Annotated in this window: 13 protein-coding genes; 5 read left to right on the plus strand and 8 right to left on the minus strand. The window is 36.8% G+C overall.

Annotated elements, in window-relative coordinates; genetic code table 11:
* Positions 1 to 64: 64 nt before the first annotated feature.
* A complete protein-coding gene (locus tag QP953_RS26505) occupies positions 65 to 9,982 on the minus strand; it encodes a gliding motility-associated C-terminal domain-containing protein (protein ID WP_309553428.1) in 9,918 nt (3,305 codons plus the stop codon).
* Positions 9,983 to 10,663: 681 nt separating this feature from the next.
* On the opposite strand from QP953_RS26505, the gene QP953_RS26510 reads away from it, so the two are divergent.
* Positions 10,664 to 11,134 (plus strand): DUF6565 domain-containing protein, encoded by a 471-nt coding sequence (locus QP953_RS26510; RefSeq protein WP_309553429.1) that lies wholly within the window; start codon positions 10,664 to 10,666, stop codon positions 11,132 to 11,134.
* Positions 11,135 to 11,176: 42 nt separating this feature from the next.
* On the opposite strand, the gene QP953_RS26515 is transcribed toward QP953_RS26510, so the two are convergent.
* Both QP953_RS26515 and QP953_RS26520 read right to left on the minus strand, forming a co-directional pair.
* Positions 11,177 to 12,088, minus strand: a complete 912-nt coding sequence (locus QP953_RS26515) for a ribonuclease Z (RefSeq protein ID WP_309553430.1) — start codon at positions 12,086 to 12,088, stop codon at positions 11,177 to 11,179.
* A gap of 107 nt (positions 12,089 to 12,195) precedes the next feature.
* Complete coding sequence (locus tag QP953_RS26520) at positions 12,196 to 12,594, minus strand: STAS domain-containing protein (RefSeq protein WP_052599206.1); 399 nt, start codon at positions 12,592 to 12,594, stop codon at positions 12,196 to 12,198.
* A 548-nt stretch (positions 12,595 to 13,142) separates the two neighbouring features.
* On the opposite strand from QP953_RS26520, the gene QP953_RS26525 reads away from it, so the two are divergent.
* Both QP953_RS26525 and QP953_RS26530 read left to right on the plus strand, forming a co-directional pair.
* Entirely contained in the window at positions 13,143 to 15,695 is a 2,553-nt protein-coding gene (locus QP953_RS26525) for an ATP-dependent Clp protease ATP-binding subunit (protein ID WP_052599205.1), read from the plus strand.
* A gap of 148 nt (positions 15,696 to 15,843) precedes the next feature.
* Positions 15,844 to 17,577, plus strand: a complete 1,734-nt coding sequence (locus tag QP953_RS26530; protein ID WP_309553431.1) for a BRCT domain-containing protein — start codon at positions 15,844 to 15,846, stop codon at positions 17,575 to 17,577.
* Between the two features lie 10 nt (positions 17,578 to 17,587).
* Here the strand turns inward: QP953_RS26530 and QP953_RS26535 are convergent, their stop codons facing one another.
* Positions 17,588 to 18,712 carry a glycosyltransferase family 4 protein gene (locus QP953_RS26535; protein WP_309553432.1) on the minus strand — a complete coding sequence of 375 codons (1,125 nt, stop codon included), beginning with the start codon at positions 18,710 to 18,712 and terminating at the stop codon, positions 17,588 to 17,590.
* Between the two features lie 370 nt (positions 18,713 to 19,082).
* Between QP953_RS26535 and QP953_RS26540 the strand changes: the two genes are divergently transcribed.
* Complete coding sequence (locus tag QP953_RS26540) at positions 19,083 to 20,483, plus strand: hypothetical protein (protein WP_309553433.1); 1,401 nt, start codon at positions 19,083 to 19,085, stop codon at positions 20,481 to 20,483.
* A gap of 9 nt (positions 20,484 to 20,492) precedes the next feature.
* On the opposite strand, the gene QP953_RS26545 is transcribed toward QP953_RS26540, so the two are convergent.
* Genes QP953_RS26545 through QP953_RS26555 form a run of 3 tightly spaced genes read right to left on the minus strand, consistent with a single transcriptional unit; the run spans position 20,493 to position 22,034 of the window.
* Positions 20,493 to 21,128 (minus strand): polysaccharide deacetylase family protein, encoded by a 636-nt coding sequence (locus QP953_RS26545; protein WP_309553434.1) that lies wholly within the window; start codon positions 21,126 to 21,128, stop codon positions 20,493 to 20,495.
* Positions 21,129 to 21,167: 39 nt separating this feature from the next.
* On the minus strand, positions 21,168 to 21,719 hold the full coding sequence (locus tag QP953_RS26550; protein ID WP_309553435.1) for a GNAT family N-acetyltransferase: 552 nt from the start codon (positions 21,717 to 21,719) through the stop codon (positions 21,168 to 21,170).
* A gap of 15 nt (positions 21,720 to 21,734) precedes the next feature.
* A complete protein-coding gene (locus tag QP953_RS26555; protein ID WP_309553436.1) occupies positions 21,735 to 22,034 on the minus strand; it encodes a cytochrome c in 300 nt (99 codons plus the stop codon).
* A 169-nt stretch (positions 22,035 to 22,203) separates the two neighbouring features.
* Here QP953_RS26555 and QP953_RS26560 point away from each other — a divergent pair, with 169 nt between their 5' ends.
* Positions 22,204 to 23,184, plus strand: a complete 981-nt coding sequence (locus QP953_RS26560; protein WP_052599200.1) for an SPFH domain-containing protein — start codon at positions 22,204 to 22,206, stop codon at positions 23,182 to 23,184.
* 187 nt (positions 23,185 to 23,371) lie between these two features.
* On the opposite strand, the gene QP953_RS26565 is transcribed toward QP953_RS26560, so the two are convergent.
* On the minus strand, positions 23,372 to 24,106 hold the full coding sequence (locus QP953_RS26565; RefSeq protein WP_052599199.1) for a phosphatase PAP2 family protein: 735 nt from the start codon (positions 24,104 to 24,106) through the stop codon (positions 23,372 to 23,374).
* Positions 24,107 to 24,255: the final 149 nt, after the last annotated feature.

Here is a 24,255-nt window from a genome sequence, read left to right on the forward strand (position 1 = left end):
TTTTCTCAAAAAAAAAAGCTGCCTGAAATCATCAGGCAGCTCTTATTTATGGATCGTTTTGTGTTTAACGTTGTAACATGATGTATCCAGAATATTGGTCTCCTACTCTACCTTCATCTGGGTTTGACCCAGTACCAGTATAGCTAGTATCGTTCAACTTTAAGATATAGAAGTACGTTCCATCTGGCAAATCTTGTCCATTAAATTGACCATTCCATCCCGTTGGAGCCCCTTCATAAACTAATGTTCCCCATCGAGAGAAAATTTGCATGGTCGCATTCGGATAATTATTGGCACAACGAACAACTACCTCGTCATTTATGCCATCTCCATTAGGAGAAATTCCTTGCGGAATGAAGCACTCAAAATCAGTAGTTACTTCAATTCGTACTTGTACTGTATCGCAACTATTCGGACATTGAACATCGCAAATAGAGTAGTACATTGTATCAATACCAAAGAATCCAGAACGAGGATAATAATTTAAAGTTCCTGTAGCTTGATTCAATCGAATCACGCCTCCTTTGGTACTATCAATAACAGATAACAGATAGCCACTTGCATTTGGATTATCATTGATAATAATACTATTACCACCATTGGTAGCTCCTGTTAGAGAATCTCTAAATTCAATTGTAAAGTAATCATCTCCACCAGTAGGAATAGCTTCATATGCTACAATTGCCGTATCTCCTGTTGCAGAAGGACAACCATTCATTGAAACGGTTAACATATAATTACCAGCACTTGCTCCTGACAAGAATAATTGACCAATAGTCGTTGTATCAATAGTTCCTGATGGACTTTCCCAGTAATACAATACTGGAGGGAAATTATATGTAGAAGTATCTTGCAACTCTAACAAATCTCCTGCACACAATGGCTCTGTATAGAAAACATCTGGTTGAGGTGGTGTTGGGCTAATCACAACATTTACAGTACCAGTGTTCGAACAATTGTTCACATCAGTAATAGTCAATGTGTACAGACCAGCAAATGCTTGCGTTGTATTTGGTCTTGTTGGATTAGGTAATGTTGTATTAAATCCTGCTGGGCCAGACCAATTGTAAGTATTTCCTGGTGCATTATTTAATAATGTCAAAGTTTGACCTTCACAAGGCAAGTTTGCTGTTGGCACTGGTGCTACTGGTAAATCCAAAACATCAAAATTAAATCCAACTGCTGAACTATCAAAACAAATTGCTGGTCCTTCTATAACTTGTATAGACATAGAATATACCCCACTATCGGCAGCAGACATATTTGGTATAATCAAAGAATCAGGACTATTAGAAATCAAATTCCCATTAAAATACCAATTGTAAGTAATTGTTGTTCCAATGTAAGTAGCTCTATTAGCTAAGTAGATAGTAGCACTATCGCCATCACAAGGTTGTACACCAGTCAAGACAGGAGGCTGAACTTCGTTCACATCTAAATAAACAGAATCAGAAGCAGGACATCCATTTCCTGATGGTGGTGTGATGGTAAATATTTGCCATCCTTCATTAGCAATTGTTACGTTTGATACGACCGTATCTCTTGTTGTTGGATCAGAAGTTATTGGTCCTGCTGGACCTGTCCATGCATAAGAGTAGTTGATACCATTTGGTGGCACACTAGCGCTCAATGGCAATACATCTCCTTCACAAAGCACTGTATCTTGTGTTGGCAACAAAATTGTTGGGCGCTCCAAGAATACTCTTGCTGTATCTTGACAAGTTCCCATATTACCACTATGATCAATTGCTGTTACGGTAAAGACTACATTTCCAAGATCCGTACAAGTAATTGTATCAGGTGTCACAAATATGGTATCAATACCACAGTTATCACCAGCCGAGTTGATGACACCAAATGGATTAGAAGTATTTGCTTGCAACACAACACTACCAGCATTGGTTAAGTTCACATTGACTCCTCTACAATTTAATGCAGGCGGTGTTGTATCTCTTACGGTTATTGTTGCTGTACATGAATCTACATTTCCATTCACATCAGTTACAACCAATGTAACAACATTTTGTCCAGTATCAGCACAAGTATATTGAATAGAACTAGCCCCATTATTAAACAGTATGCTATTGATTCCACAAGTATCAAAACTACCATTATCCACTTGAGAGGCTTGTAATGTTGCCGTTCCACTTACATTACTCAAATAAAGGTCAATATCTTGACAACTCACCACAGGAGGTGTTTCGTCTTCGATAAGAAGTGTTACGGTGCAGTTCGTTGTATTACCCGCCGCATCGGCTACTGTCAGTAATGCAGGTGTTGGAATTCCAGCTCTAGTACAATCAAATGTATCAACAGCGACTCCATTAATTAAATGAGATACAATACCACAGTTATCAAAACTAGCACTATCCAATTGATTGGCATCGACTGCTGCAATTCCATTAGCATTTAATAGGATTGGCAACGAACCATAACAAAGTGCCGTTGGATCAGTATTGTCTGCGATTGTAAAGTTGGCAGTACAAGTACTACTATTTCCTGATGGGTCTGTCAAAGTCAAGACTGCTTGACGTTGACCAAGACTATCACAATCGTAAGTAATGCTAGTTTGCCCATTAATCAAGGTATCCACAATGGAACAGTTATCTACGTTAAATGAGTTCAATTGCGATCCTGTAATTTCAACTACTCCTGCCGCATTCAAAGACAGTGTTCCTAATGAAGCACATACTGGATTTCCTTGCGCTGGTGCAATTGTATCTAATACACGAACCAGTGCGTTACATTCATCAAAGTTACCACTTGGGTCTTCTACTCTAATTACTACTTGATGAGTAATATTGATATCGGCACATGTAAAGGTTGTATCTGTCAATCCATCAATATACCAAGTTAAAATGGTACATGAGTCTGAAGCACCTAATGCTAGGTCTTCAGGATCAACATTTACCAAACCATTTTGTCCCAAATAAACTGATTGAGTTGTCCCTGTACAGATTAAATCTGGATCAGTTTGATCAATTACGTCGATGTTTGCCACACAAGTACTTGTATTTCCGTATTGATCGGTTACGCTCAAAGTAGCCGTGGTTGGTGAACCAACATTGCTACAATAGAAGGTATCTCTCGATTGCCCATTAATAGCATAAGTCAAATTAAAGGAACCACAGTTATCAAAACTATTGCTATCAATTTGGTTGGGTGTCACTTCTACAAAGCCATTAGGATCGAGTACAGCAACAAATGATGTACAATTGGCTACAGGAGGAATGGTGTCTAATACTTCAATAGTTGCTACGCAATCATCGGATAACCCTGCCGCATCGGTTACTGTCAAGGTTGCTTGCTGCGATACCCCAACATTATTACAAGTAAAAATAATCGAATCTTGTCCGTTAATCAACCAAGATACAATACCACAGTTATCAAAACTAGCACTATCAATTTGCTGTGCTTGCACCCAAACATTACCGACTGGATTTAAGTATACTGGTATCGTTGGACAAATAGCAACAGGTGTTGTTGTATCACTAATATTAACAATTGCATTACAAGCTGAAGATTGATTTCCTGATTGATCAATAGCAATCACCTGAATTTGGTTACCACCAATATCCGCACAAGTAAAGTTTAAGGTATCCAATCCGTTTCCAAGAATTGAATCAATACTACAGTTATCATTAGAACTTACTAACAAACTACTAGCTGCAATTGAAGCTTGCCCCGAAGAATCCAAGGTCAAGTTGGTTATAAATCGACAGTTAACAGTTGGATTCGTTAAATCTTGTACATCTACAATGGCATGACAAGTATCTGAATTTCCATTTTGGTCTATGACCGTTAGTACTGCTGTATTTTGTCCAATCATAGAACAAGTAAACGTATCTCTTGCTTGACCATTGATTAGGTAAGATGTTATACTACAATTATCACTACTTGGATTAGACGTACTATTTAAATCAAATGCATTCGCAAAGAACTCTCCTGTATTTCCAGAAAGTACAGCATTGATTGGTCCTCCACATCTAGCAATAGGTGCCACTGTATCTTGTATTGTTATGGTTGAAATACAAGTATCCATATTTCCTGAAGAGTCCGCCACTGTAAAGGTTACTGTAAACGGTGCACTGATAACATTACAGCCAAATGACAAGCTATCTTGACCATTGATCTTAAAGCTGCTAGAATCAATACCACAATCATCAGAACTTCCAAAATCCAGTTCAATTGCATAAATCGTTACAAAACCGTTAGAACCTATTTGTGCCGTATAGCTACTTCTACAAACAGCATTCGGTGGAGTACAATCTTGTACTGTTACCGAAGCATGACAGGTATCCGTATTTCCATTGACATCCTGACGTTCTAGAATAACTGTTTGTATTCCCAAATCGGCGCAAGTAAAGATAACGTTATTAGAACCATTGATCGTTTGTATCGCAGATAAACCACAAGCATCGGTTGTTCCTCCATCTACATCGGCGGCTGTAACATTCACAAATCCTCCGCTAACACAAACAGATGTATCACGACAAACCATTGTAGGCGGAATTGTATCTAACACTTCAATATTTCCATTACAAGAACTTGAATTTCCATTAACATCAACTACTGTCAACGTTACGGCATTAAATGGTCCCACGTCTGCACAAGTCAAAGTATCTGGGTTGGTAAAAGTTGTATCAATGCCACAAGCCTCTATAACATTTGCTGTTATCCAAGCTGGATCTACTGGTAATAATCCGTTTGCATCCAAGTATTGTGTCGTAATACCACAAGTAATAGATGGAGCAGTTACATCTTGAATATTGACTGTTGCAGTACAACTAGAAGAATTTCCACTTGCATCAGTTGCCACTATATTAATAGTATTTGCTCCTACATCTGCACAGGTATAATTAACCGTTGTTCCTCCATTCAAGGTCAAAGAGTTAATACCACAAGCATCTGAAGCACTGTATAAACCAGCTGTAGCAGAATCGACAGTAGCATTACCAAAAGCATCTAAATCAACTGTAATTGTATTACAAGAAAGCGTTGGAGATACAGTATCTAAAACAGTTAAAGTTGTTGTACAAGAATCTGTATTACCGTTGACGTCTGTTGCTATTAAGGTAATAGCATGTGTTCCCACATCGTTACAAGTTACTAAGTTCGGTGCCCCTCTAAAACTCAAGTTAGCAATTGTACAATTGTCAGTTGTTCCTCCATCAAACATAGATGCATTCACAGGTGCTACTCCTCCTTGGCTCAAATTTAGAGTAACTGGTTGACAAGCCATATTTGGTCTTACAGTATCAACAACATTCACTTGAGCAGAGCAGTTATTAGTATTACCACTTTGATCTTCTACAGTCAAAATAACGCTATTAGGGCTACTATTAACATGGGAACAATCAAATGTATCTTGTGAAGCAGTGTAACCAACAACATTACAGTTATCAGTGCTTCCCCCATCCAAATCAACTGGATTTAAAACGGCAATTCCAGCAGTATCTAAAAATAATTGAACTGGCGTTGTTGTACAAATTGCTGTTGGGTCAACATCATCTACTACAGTAATCGTAGAAGGACATGTTGCCGTATTACTACTAGGATCTTGCATAAATACTGTCGCCACATTTGGTCCTAAGTTAGCACAAGTAAATGTAATTGAATCTTGCCCATTGACTAACATGGTATCAATTGAACAATTATCAAAACTACCTGGTGCTAAGTCAGTAGCCGCTAAGGTTATAGTACCATTCGCATTTAGTTGAGCTGTTGGGTTAGAACAGAATGGTGTAGGATCTGTTGTATCCGCCACATTTACTGTCGCAGTACAAGTACCTGCATTTCCACTAGAATCGGTTACGGTTAGTGTAATTGTATTGCTTCCTATATCGGAACAATTAAATGTAGATTGGCTTAATGTTCTATTAGCTATTGCACAATTATCAAAACTACCATTATCAATAGCAGCAATCGTAGTTGAAACCGTACTACCTACTAAGAATAAATTTATAGGCGTTGGTCTACAAATAGCCACTGGTGCAACTGTATCAACAACCGTTACTTGTGTCGTACAAGAATCTGTATTACCACTTTGGTCAGTTACAACCATGGTAACAATATGGGTATTGTTTGGTATATCACCACAATCAAATACTGTTTTAGACAAAGTATAAGTAGCAATATTACAGTTGTCTGAACTATTGTTATTAACATCAGCAACCGTCAAATTACCATTGCTTGTTACAGCATCTAGTATTACAGTTACCATGCTATTACAAGAAGCATTGGGTGCGGTAACATCTTGTACTAAAACAGTTGTTGTACAAGAATCTGCGTTTCCACTTTGATCGGTTCCAGTTAGTGTTACGTTGTTAATTCCTATATTGGCACAGGTCATATTAACAAAAGGACCATTATTAATGGTATAAGTAGGTACACTACAATTGTCTGAACTTCCTCCATTAATATCATTAGGAAGAACAATCGCATTTCCAGTACCATCCAATTGAACGGTATCTGGGCGACAAACTAAGTTAGGCGGTGTACTATCTCTAACTATAACTGTAGTATTACAAGTAGAACAATTATTAGAACCATCACAAACTGTTAGTGTAACAGGATTTGGATTCGTTCCTAAGTTAGCAGAAGTAAAAGTAGCATTTGGCAAACCTCCAACTCTAAATCTTAAAGAACTGCTACAGTTATCAGTACTACCGTTATTAAACGTTGCCGCAGGTACAGAAGCAAAACAAGTATTATCTAAGTATATTGTACGAATATTAGGTGCAATACAATTGGCAACAGGTGTTATCGTATCTAGTATTGTAATATTTGCCGAGCACTGGGCTGTATTACCAGCACCATCTCTAATCAATAGTTGTGCTGTATTCACACCAACTTGGTTACAGCTATACGTTACGGATGGCAAGTTATTAATTCGTCTTGTGAACGAACAATTGTCTGAACTTCCTGCATCAATATCTGTTGGGAAAGCTGTCACTACGCCTGAAGCATTTAAGTATAAAGTCGTATCGTGACACAACGCAGTTGGATTGATATTATCTGCTACAATTACATTTGCTACACAAGTATTTTGATTCCCCGATTCGTCCAAAACAGAGAGTGTTACTGCTGTATTACCAATATTGGCACAAGTAAAGAAGAATGAATCGACACCATTCACTAACATTGTATCCAAACCACAGATATCTGAGCTACCATTATTTACATTGGCAGGTACAACAAACCCATTTCCAGAAGCATCTAGTTGAACGGTAAAAGGAACTGGACGACAACTTGCTGTTGGTGCAACAGTATCTTCAACAGTTACTGTTGTTTGACAAGTCGCTGTATTTCCAGTTGCATCTCGAACAACAACCGTAACGGAACGTGGTCCTATACTATCACAATTATAAATAATATTAGTACCTCCACCTTGGAAACTAGTCGTAACAGAACCACAGTTATCTCCTGTAGCAGGAAATGCCAATACATCATTTGGTGTAATAGCTACTGTTCCTGAAGCCCCTAAGTAGGCATTGGTAATTTGGCAAGAAGCCGTTGGTGGTGTATTATCTACTACCGTTACAGTACTTGGACAAGATGCCGTATTACCAGAAGAGTCTCTTACGGTTAAAACAGCTCCCAATGTTCCAACATCTGTACAAGTATATACTTGGTTAGGAGATCCATTAATAAGATATTCTACCAATCCACAGTTATCGGTACTAGATGAATCTATATTAGCAGGTGTCACTGTTGCTAAACCATTAGCACCTAGTGTAGCGACATAGTTAGATTCGCACAGAGCTGTTGGCATTACGGTATCAACGACATTAACAACCGTATTACAAGACCCCGTATTCCCTGATGCATCTCGAACAATCAGTGTTGTCGGTTGTGGTGTGAAGATTGCCGAACAAGTAAAATTAGCAGAAGTAATTCCGACTACATTTACAAAGCTATCAACCACACTACAATTATCTGTACTACCTGCGCTCAATTCTGCTGCTGTTACGGTTGCAAGACCTGCATTATTCAAATAAACTGTGGGCGTTGCACAGTTGGCCACAGGATCAATATTATCGACAACAGTAACATTAGAAGCACAAGTACTTTGATTTCCATAAGCATCCTCTACTGTTAAAATAACTTGATTTGGATTGGTTGCAATATCAGCACAATCAAACGTTGTTGTTGGATTTCCATTAATAAAGAAATCTAGGTTATTACCTGTACAAACATCTGTACTATTATTATTCAAGCTATCCGCCACTAATGTTGCTACACCTGAAGCATCCAAGTTGACTGTAAAATTTCTACAGATTGCTGTTGGAGGAAAAGTATCTAAGATTGTTACTGTTGCTGTACAAGAGTCAACATTACCACTAGGATCAAATACATGCAATGTAACAGTTGGATTCGTTCCAATGTCTGAACAGTTGTAAGATATACTCGCCACACCGTTGATATCTCGGCTAAGAATCGAGCAAGAATCTACAGAGCCATTGTCTACATCCGAAGCGAATAAGGTTCCATTTCCAGCAGCATTAAGATAAACCGTTACATTTTGACAAACTGCTGTTGGTGGAACTTGATCTACCACAACAACAATTGCATTATCACAAGTATCTAAATTACCAGAAGCATCTGAAACGATTAAAGAAACCGTATCTATTCCCAAATCGGCGCAAGTATACACAGGGTCGGGACCAGTATGCACATTAATCCAACGTCCAGTAATCGGTGGACAAACATCAAAACTACCATTGTCTAACCGAATAGCAGGCATTGTAAATGGTCCATTTCCTACAAACGCAGTATCTTGACCACAAACAGCTGTTGGTGGAATGGTATCTATAATGTTAACAATAACACGACACGAATCCATATTGCCACTAGGATCTACTCCTCTAACAAAAAATTGTTGCGGTCCTGTTACACAATTAAAATCGACAAAAGGTCGCCACGGGCTACCTGGAGTTATATTTCTTACTTCTTGCGTTACGGGACCACAGTTATCTGTCATTGGAACCGAAGTTGCATAAAAAGTATCTCTACCATTGGCATCTAAATACAGATCCGTAAAGATGGTTCCGAATGGTTGAGAACAATATGGGATTACTGGTGGTGTGTTATCTGTAACATTTACCAAACTCACACAATTATCAACATTTCCCAGATTATCTCTGATTGTCATGGTCACTGGCACTCGTGCTGCTAGGTTAGAACAATTGACCGTAGCTGGCGTAAATGTAATATCATCTACTAAACAAGAGACATCACTCAAACTATCTAAATCGGGAAATTCAAACGTATGCACACCTGTCGCTCCCAAATTAACAGTAGGAAAAGCTTGACAGGTTGCCGATAAAGAAGCTGGATCACAAGTTATCAAAGTAATACAGTAAGAATGTATACACAAAGCAGGAGAACTATTTCCTGGGAGGTCATCGATAGCTCCCACTGACCAGTTTCCTCCAGGCGTTTGACCACGATAAAAACTTAAAGGATCGTTGTTTGGTGCGATGGTGTCAGAACCTGTTGGCGTCACTGGAATTACAGAAGATGCCCCATCTCGAAATACGGTTCTAGTCGTAATTACGTTGGATGTTCCTACAAAGGTATTGGTTGTTCCAGCAAAACCAGAAGTTGCATTGGAAGCTGCCAAATAACGAGCCCCTCCAATAGGTCCTGCAATTTGAAATCCTACATCGCCTAAGTTTACAGGGCTTCCAGTAGGAGAAGTACAAGAGCCATCGTCTGTTTTTGACCAGACAATCTCTACGATAACATCGGCAACCACATGACCAACAGGTATTTGCCCTGCGCCTGGTCCTACTGTAAAGTTTACAGAAGGAAGCAATGTTCCTGATGTGTTGGTATAACTTAGCGTTGGACCAGAATAACATTCTGTTGTAATTCGTTGAAAGTTCGTCGTTTGAGCATTGAGATGATTAAAACTCAACACCATAAAAACAACGACCAAAAACCTACAACAATGCGATAAGGTAAATTTCTTTTTCATATATTTCTATAATTTTCTGTGCATACTTAAGGAACAAAAATAAAACAAATTAGCACATTCTTCTAATTTGAACTGGAGTTTTGGAATTTAGTTTTTGTCAATGCTTTTTTTTGTCAAAAGTTTGATTCTGTCATCTAAGTTAAAAACCTGAAAACAAAGCATCCAACTACTTTTAATGGGTTCTATTTTTCACTCCAAATAGCTTCTAAAAGCATCTGCTTTTTGTTGTATTTTTTCCTATTTTCTACCTATATATTGGGTATATGGAATGACCTCGAAAGAGGTAACCGTTTAGAAAGAAAATATTTTTTATTTTTTCGTTTGTTCTTCCATTAATTATCTGCCATCAACAAAATTGATTGCTGCCAATAGTTTTAGTCATAATATTGTATTCGTCAGCTCTAAAATAAAATTCCTCTGTTTTCCTCTTATTTATGAGAAGAAGCTTATTTTTACAGAAGCTTTTTAGCCTCCCTTTTGAAGTCATGTTGTTCCATTCTTTTTTAGGGAAATATTGTGCAAAATGTAGACAGGTACTACAGAGTTGTTCCTTTTTAGTCGATAAGGTCTAAGTTTGGCACCTAGGTCGACACTTACTGTTCACAACCTTTTTTATACATTGTCATTATAATTCATTCACACCAAGAAGTTTTTAACGACTTCTACACAAAACTAACTTCGATGCGTTCTACTACCCTTATATTATCGTCCTTTTTACTTAGTTTATTATTATTTACTTTTAGTTGTACCAACTATATTAGCTGTGGAGGAGATAAAGAAGCTTTTGTAGACAATTTTTACAATTTTATAGAAGAGTTAACCAATGAGCAAAAACAAGGAACGATCTCCGATAGTCAGTGGGAAAGTTATGATGCTAAGTTTAAGAAATTAACCGAAGAATGTTTTCCTCAGTTTGAAAAAGAGCTTACCACAACGGACCAATTAGGGGTTGCCGCTTCTGTCGCAACTTATTATTATGCCAAACATGGAATGGGCGCCATGATAAAATTAGCACAGGCAGAACTAGCCATTCAAAAAGTATTGTTAGAAATAGATTATACCGTTTTATTTAATGCTGCCACAGAAATTCTCAATAATCCTGATGAAATTCATCAAATCATGGATGATTTAGAAAAGCGTTATGGGAAATAAGTTCGAGCACCTGTAAAATTAGTAGTTATTACCATAAGAATACTAACTGCTCTCTATGCTGATTTTCTTTCCTTCTTCAGCCAAAAAACTGTCCTTAAACACAGCCCTTGCCTCTGCTAACAAAGGCTCTAAATTGCTGTATCGAGATGAAAAATGACCTAGAATCAATTGTTTTACCTTTGCTTGTGCCGCTATAGTAGCAGCCTGTTTTGCTGTCGTGTGCATTGTTTTTTCAGCCTTGAGTAACATATCGTGCATAAATGTTGCTTCATGGTACAATATATCGACCCCTTTTATTAAGGGAATTATAGCTTCTGAATAGATTGTATCGGAACAATAAGCAAATTTCCGAGGGGCTGTACGAGCTTTGGTTAATTCTTGATGGGGAATAATACGACCATCCGCCAATGTATAACCTGCGCCTTTTTTGATGGCAGGAATAGCTGTATGTGGAATTTGATAAGCATCGATTTTTTCCTTTATGATATTAGCTGGACGTTCTTTTTCTACAAACAAAAAGCCATGACAGGGCGCTCGATGCACCAAGGGAATCGAATGAACTGTAACCGCACTATTCTCAAACAATACGGTTGACTTCGTAGAGTCTGTGGTATGAAAATGCAATGGGAATCGTAAGGTTGTTCCTAGTTGAATTTCAACGATTGCTTGCAAATCTTCTGGGCTGTATATGTGCAAAGGCTTCTTTCTCCCGATTAAGTCATAGGTCATTAGTAATCCAACCAAACCAAAGGTATGATCGCCATGCAAATGGCTAATGAAGATATGGTTGATTTTGCTTTTCTTGACTTGGAATTTCAACATTCTAAATTGTGTCCCTTCACCACAATCAATCAAAAAAGATTCTTTCCCTATTGTTAGTACTTGAGCAGACAAATGCCTTCCATGAGCAGGAGTAGCAGCATTGGTTCCCAAGATTTGCAATTCAAAGTTCATATTTCTATCCTATAAAGCAAAAAGCACCCATAAACATTTCAAACAAGGAAATGCTTATGAGTGCTTTAATATTTTTTATGGTTGTTGTTGAAGAGACTATTCGATGATTAATCTTCTTCCTCTTCAGTCGTTTTTTCACTTCCTAGTTCGCTCTTAAATGCTTCCATCATAACATATTTAACAGCATCACTCAAGGTCTCTTTAATTGTCAATACACTATCTAGTCTAGAAATTGTGATTAGCATTTTAACGCTAGGGTGTACTAACCCTGTTAAAACAAAAGCATTTCCAGATTCTGCCCACAGACGATTTCCTGTCAATATGGCACTCAATCCTGAAGAATCGACAAACTTAGTGTTTGACAAATCCATGATTAAATTTTTAATACCTGCATTGTGCAGTACAATAAGTTCTGCTTTTAAATCTGGTGCTTTCAGAGAATTTAAATTTTCTTCTGCAAGGGTCAAAACCGCGTAATCATCTTTCTTATCAACAGAATATTTCATAAAATTTGGTATTTCTTTATCAAAAATAAATGTACTAAATTTTTTATTTCTCCAAATAATATTGAAGTAACAAAACTTTTTAATAAAATTTTTAGTGTATTAACATAGGCACACAACAAATAACTACCTTTTAATCAACCTAGTAAGGCTTCTTTTGTTTCTATACACTATACAATAGTACTGCAAAAGTAAGTAAGTTATTGGCTAATGTAATCAATTTTCTATAAAAAATACAAAATTAGCTTGGCACTATTTTCGTCAGTAATTACAAAGTAGACGTTATTATATTATAATAGACAAATACCTGACAAAATTGTTGCGAGATAGATAGAAACTATTATTAGATATCGTAGATAAAAGACAAAAAAAAATCAAAAATTTTCCTTTTCTGAAAATATTCTCTACCTTTCTTTGTAAGAAAACGAGGACAAAACTTTTTGACTAAAATTATTGTTCTTGTTAGGAACACGTCAAATTAGAAATCATAATACCCATAAATCTAAAACTATTTACTAGACCCTTGGTCTAGCAATTTATAAACTAAAGATATGCCTAACAACAGATTTTCTCCCAAAGTAAAAGAGATCATCTCACATAGTAGAGAAGAAGCTCTTAAGTTTGGTCATGATTACATAGGTACAGAGCATCTTTTATTAGGAGTATTAAAAGAGCCTACTAGCCTAGCTGTCCGTGTTTTAGAATCACTTAATGTGGATTCACATCAATTAAGTGTTGCTGTTGAGAATTCAATTAATCAAAACACCAATACATTACCTACTTCTTATAATATTGGGAATTTACCGTTAACAAAGCAAGCTGAAAAGGTTTTAAAGGTAACTTTTTTGGAAGCTAAGCTACTAAAAAGTGAGCTTATTGGAACAGAACACATTTTGCTATCTGTTCTAAAACACAAAGACAACTTAGCAGCTCGTGTATTACTACAATTTAATGTCTCTTATGATGTTTTCAAAACAGAATTAGAATTTGTAGGCACTGAAATTAATCCTGATATCACTTCTGATTTGCCTGGTGGCGAATTTGACGATGAAGAAGAAAGTGCTGGTAGCGGTGGAGATTCTGGTCCTCAATCTCGTGGTAGAGGAAAAGGAAAATCGCATACGCCTGTTTTGGATAATTTTGGACGAGACATTTCAAAACTTGCTGAAGAAGATAAATTAGATCCTATTATTGGTAGAGAAGTAGAAATCGAACGTGTTTCTCAAATTTTGTCTAGACGAAAAAAGAACAACCCTATTTTGATTGGGGAGCCTGGTGTTGGTAAAACAGCAGTAGTCGAAGGATTGGCGCTACGTATCCACCAACGCAAAGTTTCTCGTACGCTTTTTAACAAACGTATTGTGATGTTGGACTTGGCTGCACTAGTGGCTGGAACCAAATATCGTGGTCAGTTTGAAGAACGAATGAAAGCGATTATGACAGAACTAGAAAAATCACGGGATGTCATTCTATTTATTGATGAAATTCACACGATTGTAGGGGCCGGTGGTGCAACAGGATCGTTGGATGCTTCTAATATATTTAAACCAGCCTTAGCTCGTGGTGAATTGCAATGTATTGGTGCTTCTACACTTGACGAATATCGTCAATATATTGAAAAAGATGGTGCTTTGGATCGTCGTTTCCAAAAAGTGGTTATTGACCCTCCTACACCTGAAGAAGCCGTTCATATTTTGCACAATATCAAAGAGAAATACGAAGAGTTTCATCATGTATTATACTCTGATGATGCGATTGAGGCTTGTGTGAAGTTGAGTGATCGCTATATTTCTGACCGTTTCTTGCCAGACAAAGCTATTGATGTTATGGATGAAGTAGGGGCTCGCGTCCATCTTAAAAACATCCATGTTCCTAAACACATTGTTCAATTAGAAGATGAAATCGAACAAACCAAGGAACACAAAAATCAAGCGGTTCGAGATCAAGAATATGAAAAAGCTGCTAATTATCGTGACAAAGAGTCTAAATTGATCCGTCAATTGGAACAGGCAAAAAAACAATGGGATGAAGAGGCTAAAACAAAACGTTATCCTGTTGAAGAAGCCGACATCGCTGAAGTAGTTTCTATGATGACTGGCATTCCTGTAAGTAGTGTTGCAGAGAACGAAAGCCATAAATTGTTGAGTATGACAACGGATCTGCAAGGTGAGGTTATCGGACAAGACGAAGCAATTCTAAAAGTAACCAAAGCAATTCAACGCAATCGTGTTGGACTAAAAGATCCCAACAAACCAATTGGTACCTTCATTTTCTTGGGACCTACTGGAGTTGGAAAAACAGAATTGGCAAAAGTATTGGCTCGTCAACTATTTACATCTGAGGATTCTTTGATTAGAATTGACATGAGTGAATACATGGAGAAATTTGCTGTTAGTCGTCTTATCGGTGCGCCTCCAGGTTATGTAGGCTACGAAGAAGGGGGACAATTGACAGAAAAAGTACGCCGCAAGCCTTACTCAGTTATTTTATTGGACGAAATTGAAAAAGCACATCCCGACATCTTTAATATCTTGTTGCAAGTGTTAGATGATGGTCAATTGACAGATGGTCTAGGTAGAAAAGTAGATTTCAAAAATACACTGATTATCATGACCTCTAATGTTGGTGCTCGCCGCCTAAAAGACTTTGGTCAAGGGGTTGGTTTTGCAACTCAGGCTCGAAAAGAAGATTCTGACAATAATGCGAAAAGTGTTATTCAAGGAGCATTAAAACGTACGTTCTCGCCAGAGTTCCTAAACAGGATTGATGATGTAATTGTCTTTAACAGCTTAGATCAAGCAGATATTTTCCGCATTATCGATATTACCTTAAAAGATTTGTACAAACGTATCCAAGAACTAGGCTATAGCTTAGAATTGGACGAAAAAGCGAAAAAATTCTTGTCAGAAAAAGGCTACGATCCTCAATTTGGAGCTAGACCGTTGAACAGAGCTATTCAAAAATACTTGGAAGATCCTTTGGCAGAATTTATCTTGAACAATCAAGCTACTTTAGAGGAAGGGGCAACCTTGATTGCAACTTTGGGCGAAGAAGATGAAATGATTATTACAGTTAAGAAAAAGAAAAAATCTACTAAAAAATAGATTTTAATAAGAATACAATAATGTATGCCAACACTCCCAAAAGTGTTGGCATTTTGTTTTTAGAAAAAATGCCTCAAAGCAAGCATTTTAGGATGAGAACTTTGAATCAATTATCTTTTTTTCTGTAGAAAAAAGTTATTTTTAATGCATGAAGCAACGAATTACCTTATATAGCATCGATGACTTGGAAACTGTAGATGACTACGAAGAAATTGTTTGTATTCGGACAAATAGTTACTACAAATCTAAGCGTTTTGGCGAGTTAATTAGTAAATGTATTAACCTCGAAGAACTTTATTTTTTAGAGAGTTACTTTAGAGTCACTATTCCCGCTTCTATCCTGACACTTCCTAAACTACAAACATTGGTATTTAGAGGAGTAGAAGCAAATGCTATTTTGCCCTCCATCGGAAAGTTAAAAAGCTTAAAAACCTTGGGCTTGCAGGAGCATTCTTTGTCCTCCATCCCTCGATCCCTTGCTGATCTTCCTCGCCTCGAAGAATTGGATTTTAATGGCTCTCATTTTGAAAACGACATACACGAATGGGCTGTCCTTAACTCTATTAAATCATTAAAATACGTCAATTTATTGCGTGCCAAACTAAAAGCACTTCCTGTAGAGATTGCAGAGCTGCATACTTTATCTGAGTTGGCACTTCCTAAAAAACTTTATAATCAACTAATTAAAAAGCATCCTATTTTTTGTGCTAACATCCCTTATTTGTATGGTCATAGCACATTAGAAAAGAAGTATTACTATAATTTATTAAACATTTGCCGAAAACATCAATTTGATTGGACTTTTAGAGCTGTTTTGTTCAATTTGTTAGCTGGTAATATGACCAAATTAGATCGTTTTGTTACGCAAGAAATGATTTTGAAAACAACTGATATTAAGTTGTTGGAGATTATTAGGCTCAAAGCTTTAGAGTATTATCACAATAGATGGACAAAAAATACGACTTCTCCCCTTCTAAAAGGTGCACAACTAGCTGTTGCTGGCAAAATTGGCATTAACAAACAAGAGTTGCGCAAAAAACTGAAAGCACAAGGAATTAAATACAGTTCTAAAATAACATCCAAAACTACCCATCTACTGCTAGGGCAACTATCTCATGGTGCTTATCTAGATGCTTTGGAGCAACAAATACCAATTTTATCAGAACAATATGTTTTGAATTTTATCAATAGTAATTCGGAGCAATACTTAGTAGATGATGCAGATGTCAACACGGAGCATATTGGGCAACTATTGTTATCTGGTCAAGATGAAAATATTTTATTAGCCTTAACGCTGTTCAAACAGGGAGGTTTTCCGATGGAATTGCTTACAGAGTTGTTCTTGGCGCATCGACAAACCGATAACAATGCCATACATCGAGAGTCAGAACGTCTAATTCGGCAATATGGCTCTATTAATCTTGTCGATGAGCTCAAAAAAAATCAAGTCATTTTTTCAAAATATGCATCTGAGGTAGGTATAAAACGCAAATTAAGAAGCTTGCAAAGGCGTACAGAACTGGACTGCTTAAAAATAGCTTGGCACGGATACAAAACCTATAAAAAAGGGTTTACCTTTCTTTTGTCAGAACTCCCTCAAAAAGAAAGCATTGAACTACTTAGAGAACGCGTCAAAGACAAGCAATTGTCTCTTTCTCAAATTGGTCTAACAACCTTGCCAACTTCGCTCTTTGAATTAGATGAATTGGAAATCTTAGATTTATCTTACAACTATCAATTGCGATCTATTTCTACTAAATTGCTCCCCAAACTCAACCAATTAAAAGTCCTGATCTTAAAAGGGAATTATAATCTTTTAGAAAACAAAAAATTACTCGAAAAAATAAAAGAATTAATACCCAACTTGCAATTAAAATTATAGGGATGGTGTCTTATGACGTCATGTTTTGTATTTCTTCAAAATAGCGTTTTATAATAGCCTGTTCATCAAACTCTTGCAAAGCCATTTCTCGTCCCACTTTCCCCATATTTTTTCTTTCTTCATCTGTCAAGTTGTACATTTTTAACATCGCACTGGCTAACGCTTCTGCATCCTTCACAGGAACTAGAAATCCATTTTTAGTATCTTGAATTGTTTCTCTACAACCTGCGGTGTCTGTTGTGATAATTGGCTTAGCCATTGCTAAACTCTCCAGCATAACTCTAGGCAACCCTTCTCTGTAAGAAGGCAAAACCACAACATCTGCTTCTTGCATAATCGAGCGTACGTCCTTCGAAACACCCCAATAACGAATCGTTCCATTGGCTTCTTGCTCTGCTACTTCTTCTTTGTTAACAGCAGAGGGATTGCCATCATCAATCGCTCCAACTACCCAAATTTCTGTATCAGGGCACTGTTTTTTAAACTTCTGTGCCGCTTCAAACAATTCATTGATTCCTTTATCATACAACAAACGCCCCACAAATAGGTAAATTAATTTGTCATAGGTCTTTTGTTTGGGCATGGGTTTAAAATGACTGGTATTAATCCCAGAACCTTTGATTAGAGTAGTTTTGGAAGCAGGACACAAGGTCAAATTTTCAAATAGTTTTTTATCATCTCGATTCTGAAAGGCAATGCGTGTCCCAGATTTGAAGGCTGTCTTGTACAGCAATTTTACAATTTTATTTACCCAACCTTCTTTCAAAAAGCTATATCCCAATCCCGTCACCGTTGAAATGCTCTTTACCTTAGCTCTTCCTGCTGCTAAGCATCCATAAATATTAGGTTTAATGGTATACTGCAACACAACATCTAGTTCTTTGGAGCTATAAATTTGATACAATTCATATCCAAAACGCATGTCTTGAATCGGATTTACTCCTTTTCTACTTAAGTATTGAACGGGAACAAATTGGCACCCTGTTGCTTCTATTGCTGGTACAAAATCGTCAACTGGAGCAATAGCATAAACCTCGTGCCCTGCCGCTAATAAAGCTTTGACCAACCCCAATCGGAAGTTGTATATATTCCATGCTGTATTTAAAACAATTCCTATTTTTAGTTGCTTATTCACACTTTCTATTATTACATTACTTTGTTTAGTAGTTCGTTGATTTTTTACTTTTTTACCAAAAAGATAAAAAAGCACATTTATATTAGTTTTTCAACGAACTATTGTTTGTTGGAAAGCCCCATCAATTTAGCTCCGTGGCACTTCGCGAGCACTTTGCTTTTAGTTAGCAACGCTGCTACTAGTTTGTGCTGCCTTCCTTTTATTTATTTCCCCCTTCTCAAAGGTACATTAAAATGCTTGAGTTTTATTTTTGCACTAGATACAATATTTGCGTACCTTTATATTTTCATCATACACCCAAGGGATAACTTTAAATTGGTGACGCAACATCCTCTTAATCTTTCAAGCACAAAATACAGCTTTATCTAGTATGTTTTTACTTGCATGGCAAATACTTTATACGAAAGATTTTATCTTATTGCCTTTTTTCTTGGTGATCTGGGTGCTCATTTTCTATTTCTACCGAAACAGAAAGTACTCCAACGATATTATAAAAAAATATTTTCTACCTGCATTAGGTCTTCGCTTGTTGGGAGCCATCCTAACCGCATTGATGTATCAATATTATTATGGTTATGGAGATACTTTTTTTTATTTCTTTGGTGCAAGAGATATTTACAATGCCATGCTCAACAATCCAGGAACCGCTTACGAGCTTATTGCCGTTGACTATAAACAGTGGTCCTTAGAAGCTTACAATTCGGTTACTTTACGTGGCTTCTTTGTCAATCCGAAAGAGGCAATGGTAATTAAATTGGCAGGAATTGTTAGCCCATTAGGGTTTGGCACTTATATAGGCACCTCCTTTGCTTTAACTGTCTTTAGTTTTTTAGGTTGTTGGGCAATGTATCGAGTTTTTTATGACCTCGTTCCTCACTTACATTTTCCAATAGCACTTGCCGTTTTATTTTTGCCCTCTATGTGGTTTTGGAGCACAGGTATCATGAAAGATTCTATTGTTATTGGAGCCTTAGGCTTTTTTGTTAATGGTATTTATTATAGTTTGATTAGCAAAAAGAAAAAAATACTGCGTTCTATCTTTTTTATTATCATGGGAGCTTTCTTGATGAAAAATATTAAGGTATATGTTTTGGTCGCTATTTTTCCAGCAACTGTTGTTTGGGTCTTTTTTATGATCAAAGAGCGCATCAAAAATGATACTTTAAGAAAATTAGCGACCCCTATTTTTTTTGGCGTAGGAGCCTTAGGAGGCGTAATTGTTATACAACAACTGGGCAGCGTTTTTTCAGAATATACTTTAGAAGGTTTCTTGGAAGAAGCGGCAAAGGTTCAGTGGTGGTTAAAGCTGAGTACAGAACGAGACAATGGCACAGGGTATGATTTAGGAGTTTTAGACCCTTCTTTAGGTGGTTTAATTGCCACATTTCCCAAAGCAGTTAACGTAGCTCTTTTTCGTCCCTATCCTTGGGAAGCCACAAAGATCATCGTTTTGCCATCAGCGGCCGAAGCCTTATTTACGTTAGGTTTCACCATCTACGTATTTTTTAAAGTAGGTGTTTTTAAAACGTTAAAAGCCATATTCAGTGATCCTGTTATTCTGTTCTGTTTAATTTTTGCGATTATTTTTGCCTTTGCAGTTGGCTTCACTTCCTTTAATTTTGGTGCCTTAGCTCGGTATAAAATTCCTTGTTTACCATTTTATTACATTGCTATGGTTTTGTTATTGGACAAAGTGCGAAAGCCTAAAGTTGCTCCGCCACCACCACTTTCAAGTCCCAATACAACAATACAAACGGCATCTCTAAACTAGGGTATTGCTCTAGCTTTCGTCTTCTATAGTTATAGCCTCAAAAGTAAATCCTTGTCGATGATAATGTTCTAATAACTTCGGCAATACATAGGACAAATGCTGCCATGATTTTTGGCTATCGTGCAAAACTATGATAGAACCATTTTTAGCTGACTGACATACATTTTGCCAACACTGTTCTCCTGTTATAGAAGCATCAAAATCGCCTGCCAAAACTTCCCACATTACAATCTTATAATCCTTGCGTAGTTCCTTGGCTTGCTGCCATTTTAGGCGCCCATAAGGAGGTCTAAAAAGCTTGCTTTCGACTTGTTCCCTACATGCCGTAACATTTGTGATGTAATCTTGGTGTTTTGTTTTCCAACCATTGACATGATTAAAAGTATGGTTTCCGACTTGATGTCCTTCATTTAAAATCCGTTGATAAATTGCTTTGTTTTTTTGCACATTGGCACCAACACAAAAGAAAGTTGCTTTGGCCTTATATGCTCTAAGTTGATCCAACACCCAAGGCGTTATTTGTGGAATCGGACCATCATCAAATGTCAAATAAAGTTGTTTTTTATTTTGCACTGTTGCCCCTCTCCACAGATAGGCTGGAAAAAGTTTTTGAAACCACTTTGGAACCTTAATTGGATAATACATAGTTGTTGGAGTTTGATACTATCGGCTCGACGTAGGTTATTATTCAACTAGAGGATTAATTAAAGCATATCTTATATGGTCTTGCCAATGTCCATCAATTTTTAACAAAGCCTTACAAATCCCTTCTTTTTCAAAGCCCAACTTTTCTACTACTCGAATAGATCCCTTATTGACAGGCAATATATTAGCCTCTATCCGATGCAAGTTCAACACTTCAAAAACATAACGATTGGTTGCTTCCAAAGCCTCTGTTGCGACCCCCATACCATTCCAAGTTTCAGATATATTATATCCTACACAACAATATTGAGCAACTCCTCTTTGAATTTGAGAATAGGTAATGGTGCCTATTAGCTCATCAGTTATAGGATGTAATACTATAAAAGGAAGCAAAACTCCTTTTTGATAATGATCGAGCGAAACAACAATACTGGCTTCTACATATTCTAATTGAAATCGATTGGGCGCATACGTTGGCATCCAAGGTTTAAAAAAAGCTTTGTTCTTACTATAATACTGCTGAAGTTTCGCTGCATCCTTTTTTCCCAATAATCGGATTACCCACCGTTTAGATTCGATCATCTTTTTCATACATCCTACTACTATTTACTTTAAAGTCATTGTAAACTCTACAACTGCCTTTATTTCTTCTTCTGATAACATTTCTTTGAATCCAGGCATAATGTTTCTACCATGTGTGACCACCTCTATTCGTTGCGCCGCATTCAAAGGCGAGTCAGGTAATTCTTTGGCGCCATTCATTCCCATTCTACCATCGGTTCCATGGCAAGTCACACAACGTGTTTTATAAATCTCTACTCCTGAAATGGTTTGGGGTTTACTCTCGGGGGCAGAACAAGCCCATACATACCAACTCAGTATTATCAAAACAAATGTAATTCGCATCTTTTTTATGATTATTGGGAACTCTTATTCATCGTTCCACATTATTTATTATATTAGATAATGATTGATTCTCTATATTAATCATCGTTTGGCACACAAAATACTTAAAAAGGCTGGACAATATCTATTTTTAATCTTAATTAATAACCTTCTCAAAATATCAGCGTCTATGGATCCATTTATTATTGTCACTGCGGTTGTTTTTCTGTTTTTTCTCTTTTCCACAGTAAAAGTAGTTCAAGAAAAATCAGCAAAAATTGTTCAACGCTTGGGTAGTTTTAACAGAATTTTACACCCAGGTATTAACTTTTGTGTTCCAATCTTAGAAACTGTTGCAGGAACCGTTAACCTCAAAGTTCAACAGTTGGACATCCATATTGAGACAAAAACAAAAGATGATGTATTTGTAAAACTACAAGTTTCGGTACATGTGCAAATCATGAAGAGTAAGGTAAAAGAAGCTTTCTATGAATTGGACGATCCATATAGTCAAATATCTTCGTATATTTTTGATACCGTTCGCGCTGAAGTTCCTAAATTAGAATTGGATGATGTATTTGCTCGTAAGGACGATATTGCTACAGCAGTAAAGACAGAGTTGTCTGAACATATGGAAAAATACGGTTATCGTATTGTCCAAACCTTGATTACTGACATTGATCCCGATGCAATGGTAAAAGAATCTATGAACCGAATCAATGCTGCTAAACGCAACAAAGAGGCGATTTATGAAGATGCAGAAGGACGAAAAATTGCAAAAATTAAAGATGCGGAAGCCGATAAAGAATCCAAACGTTTGCAAGGAGAAGGGGTTGCCGAACAACGTTTAGCAATCATCAAAGGTTTTGCAGATTCTGTAGAAGATTTTAGCAACACACTTAACGATGTATCTCCAATTGAAATTATGCAGTTCGTTCTATTAACACAACATTACGATACCATCAAGGAAGTTGGAGAGAAAAACAGCTCTATTATTGTTCCTTATTCTCCTGGCAATTTACAAAATTTGCAACAACAACTTATGGAAGGTAATTTAATGGCTGATGAAATTAATCGATTGAGTAAAGATCGTACTAAGATTCCCACTGTTAAGAAAACATTTGCTCAGAAAGAAAAGGATATTTTAGATATTAATAAAAGCTTAGATTAAGTGACTGTCAAAAGGTGACCCTTTTGATCAATTACCAAACAATTATCAATAAGCTTCTAAAAGCGTTATGGAGAATAACTTCGTAACGCTTTTTTTATGATGGCAATAATAAGTGTTGGAAGTTAATACTTGTGTTTATTTTCCACGAAGTAAAGTAATCTTTGGGCTGTATTTTTATTTCCAGATACTAATGGTTAGCCTTCTTTCTTCTTAATCGTAATTTCTTGCTAGTAACACTAGGTGATAGCATTTCATGTCCCCAATACACTATCAAAGCAATCAAAAAACCTGTCAACATTCCCGTAGTTACATCTTTCAAAAAATGCTGAACCAAGTACATTCTAGAAAGTCCTACTAAGGTTGCCAGCAACAAACACAACATTTTAATCCATTTGTTGGGGATGAAAAATGCTAAAAGACTGTAAAATGCAAAAGCAGATGTTGTATGCCCAGAAGGAAAGCTAGTTGTCCATCCATCTAACAAAACAACATCAGGAACATAATTCGGCAAATCGGGCTGCTCTAATAAATTATCAAAATAACGAACTGGGCGTTCATGGGCAAAGAAAACCTTTAAGGCATGACTAATTGTCAAAACCAATATAGCATTTAGACAAATAGCCAAACTTCTTGAATAACCTGAAAACAATAGGACGATTGTAGCCAACAAGTACACATAGCCCTCTCCTATATAAGTGCAAAAGAGGAAAAATGTATTTTTTAGTTCGCTTCGATTTTCTGCAAAGAATAAAATCACATCTCCTTTGCTCAATACCCCCATCAAAAAATAACAAGCAATTCCCCAAAGCAATAAAAAACTCGCAATATACCATCTGTTTTCTGCTACAAAATGGTCAATTTGAGCTTGTAAATTGCGATCTGCTATTGTTAAATCAGATATGGTAGTTGCTTCTTTTGTCATTTTATCGTGGGGTATATTCGTTGGTAAATCTATTGCTTTGATTTGTAATTCGCTTTAGAGCATGCTTAAAACCGTATTAGCTTGATAAAAAACTTCTATTGATGTATACTTCGTGTCGTACAAAAGTTGTCAACATAGATACAATCTAG

The sequence above is a fragment of the Aureispira sp. CCB-E genome (assembly GCF_031326345.1).
Classification (GTDB): domain Bacteria; phylum Bacteroidota; class Bacteroidia; order Chitinophagales; family Saprospiraceae; genus Aureispira.

Bases quoted from the DNA above. Each gene is read 5' to 3' on its own strand.
- QP953_RS26565 (WP_052599199.1), bottom strand. From the start codon at position 24,106: ATGACAAAAGAAGCAACTACCATATCTGATTTAACAATAGCAGATCGC.
- QP953_RS26545 (WP_309553434.1), bottom strand. From the start codon at position 21,128: ATGTATTATCCAATTAAGGTTCCAAAGTGGTTTCAAAAACTTTTTCCA.
- QP953_RS26550 (WP_309553435.1), bottom strand. From the start codon at position 21,719: ATGAAAAAGATGATCGAATCTAAACGGTGGGTAATCCGATTATTGGGA.
- QP953_RS26560 (WP_052599200.1), top strand. From the start codon at position 22,204: ATGGATCCATTTATTATTGTCACTGCGGTTGTTTTTCTGTTTTTTCTC.
- QP953_RS26555 (WP_309553436.1), bottom strand. From the start codon at position 22,034: ATGCGAATTACATTTGTTTTGATAATACTGAGTTGGTATGTATGGGCT.
- QP953_RS26530 (WP_309553431.1), top strand. From the start codon at position 15,844: ATGAAGCAACGAATTACCTTATATAGCATCGATGACTTGGAAACTGTA.
- QP953_RS26525 (WP_052599205.1), top strand. From the start codon at position 13,143: ATGCCTAACAACAGATTTTCTCCCAAAGTAAAAGAGATCATCTCACAT.
- QP953_RS26510 (WP_309553429.1), top strand. From the start codon at position 10,664: ATGCGTTCTACTACCCTTATATTATCGTCCTTTTTACTTAGTTTATTA.
- QP953_RS26540 (WP_309553433.1), top strand. From the start codon at position 19,083: ATGTTTTTACTTGCATGGCAAATACTTTATACGAAAGATTTTATCTTA.
- QP953_RS26505 (WP_309553428.1), bottom strand. From the start codon at position 9,982: ATGAAAAAGAAATTTACCTTATCGCATTGTTGTAGGTTTTTGGTCGTT.
- QP953_RS26520 (WP_052599206.1), bottom strand. From the start codon at position 12,594: ATGAAATATTCTGTTGATAAGAAAGATGATTACGCGGTTTTGACCCTT.
- QP953_RS26515 (WP_309553430.1), bottom strand. From the start codon at position 12,088: ATGAACTTTGAATTGCAAATCTTGGGAACCAATGCTGCTACTCCTGCT.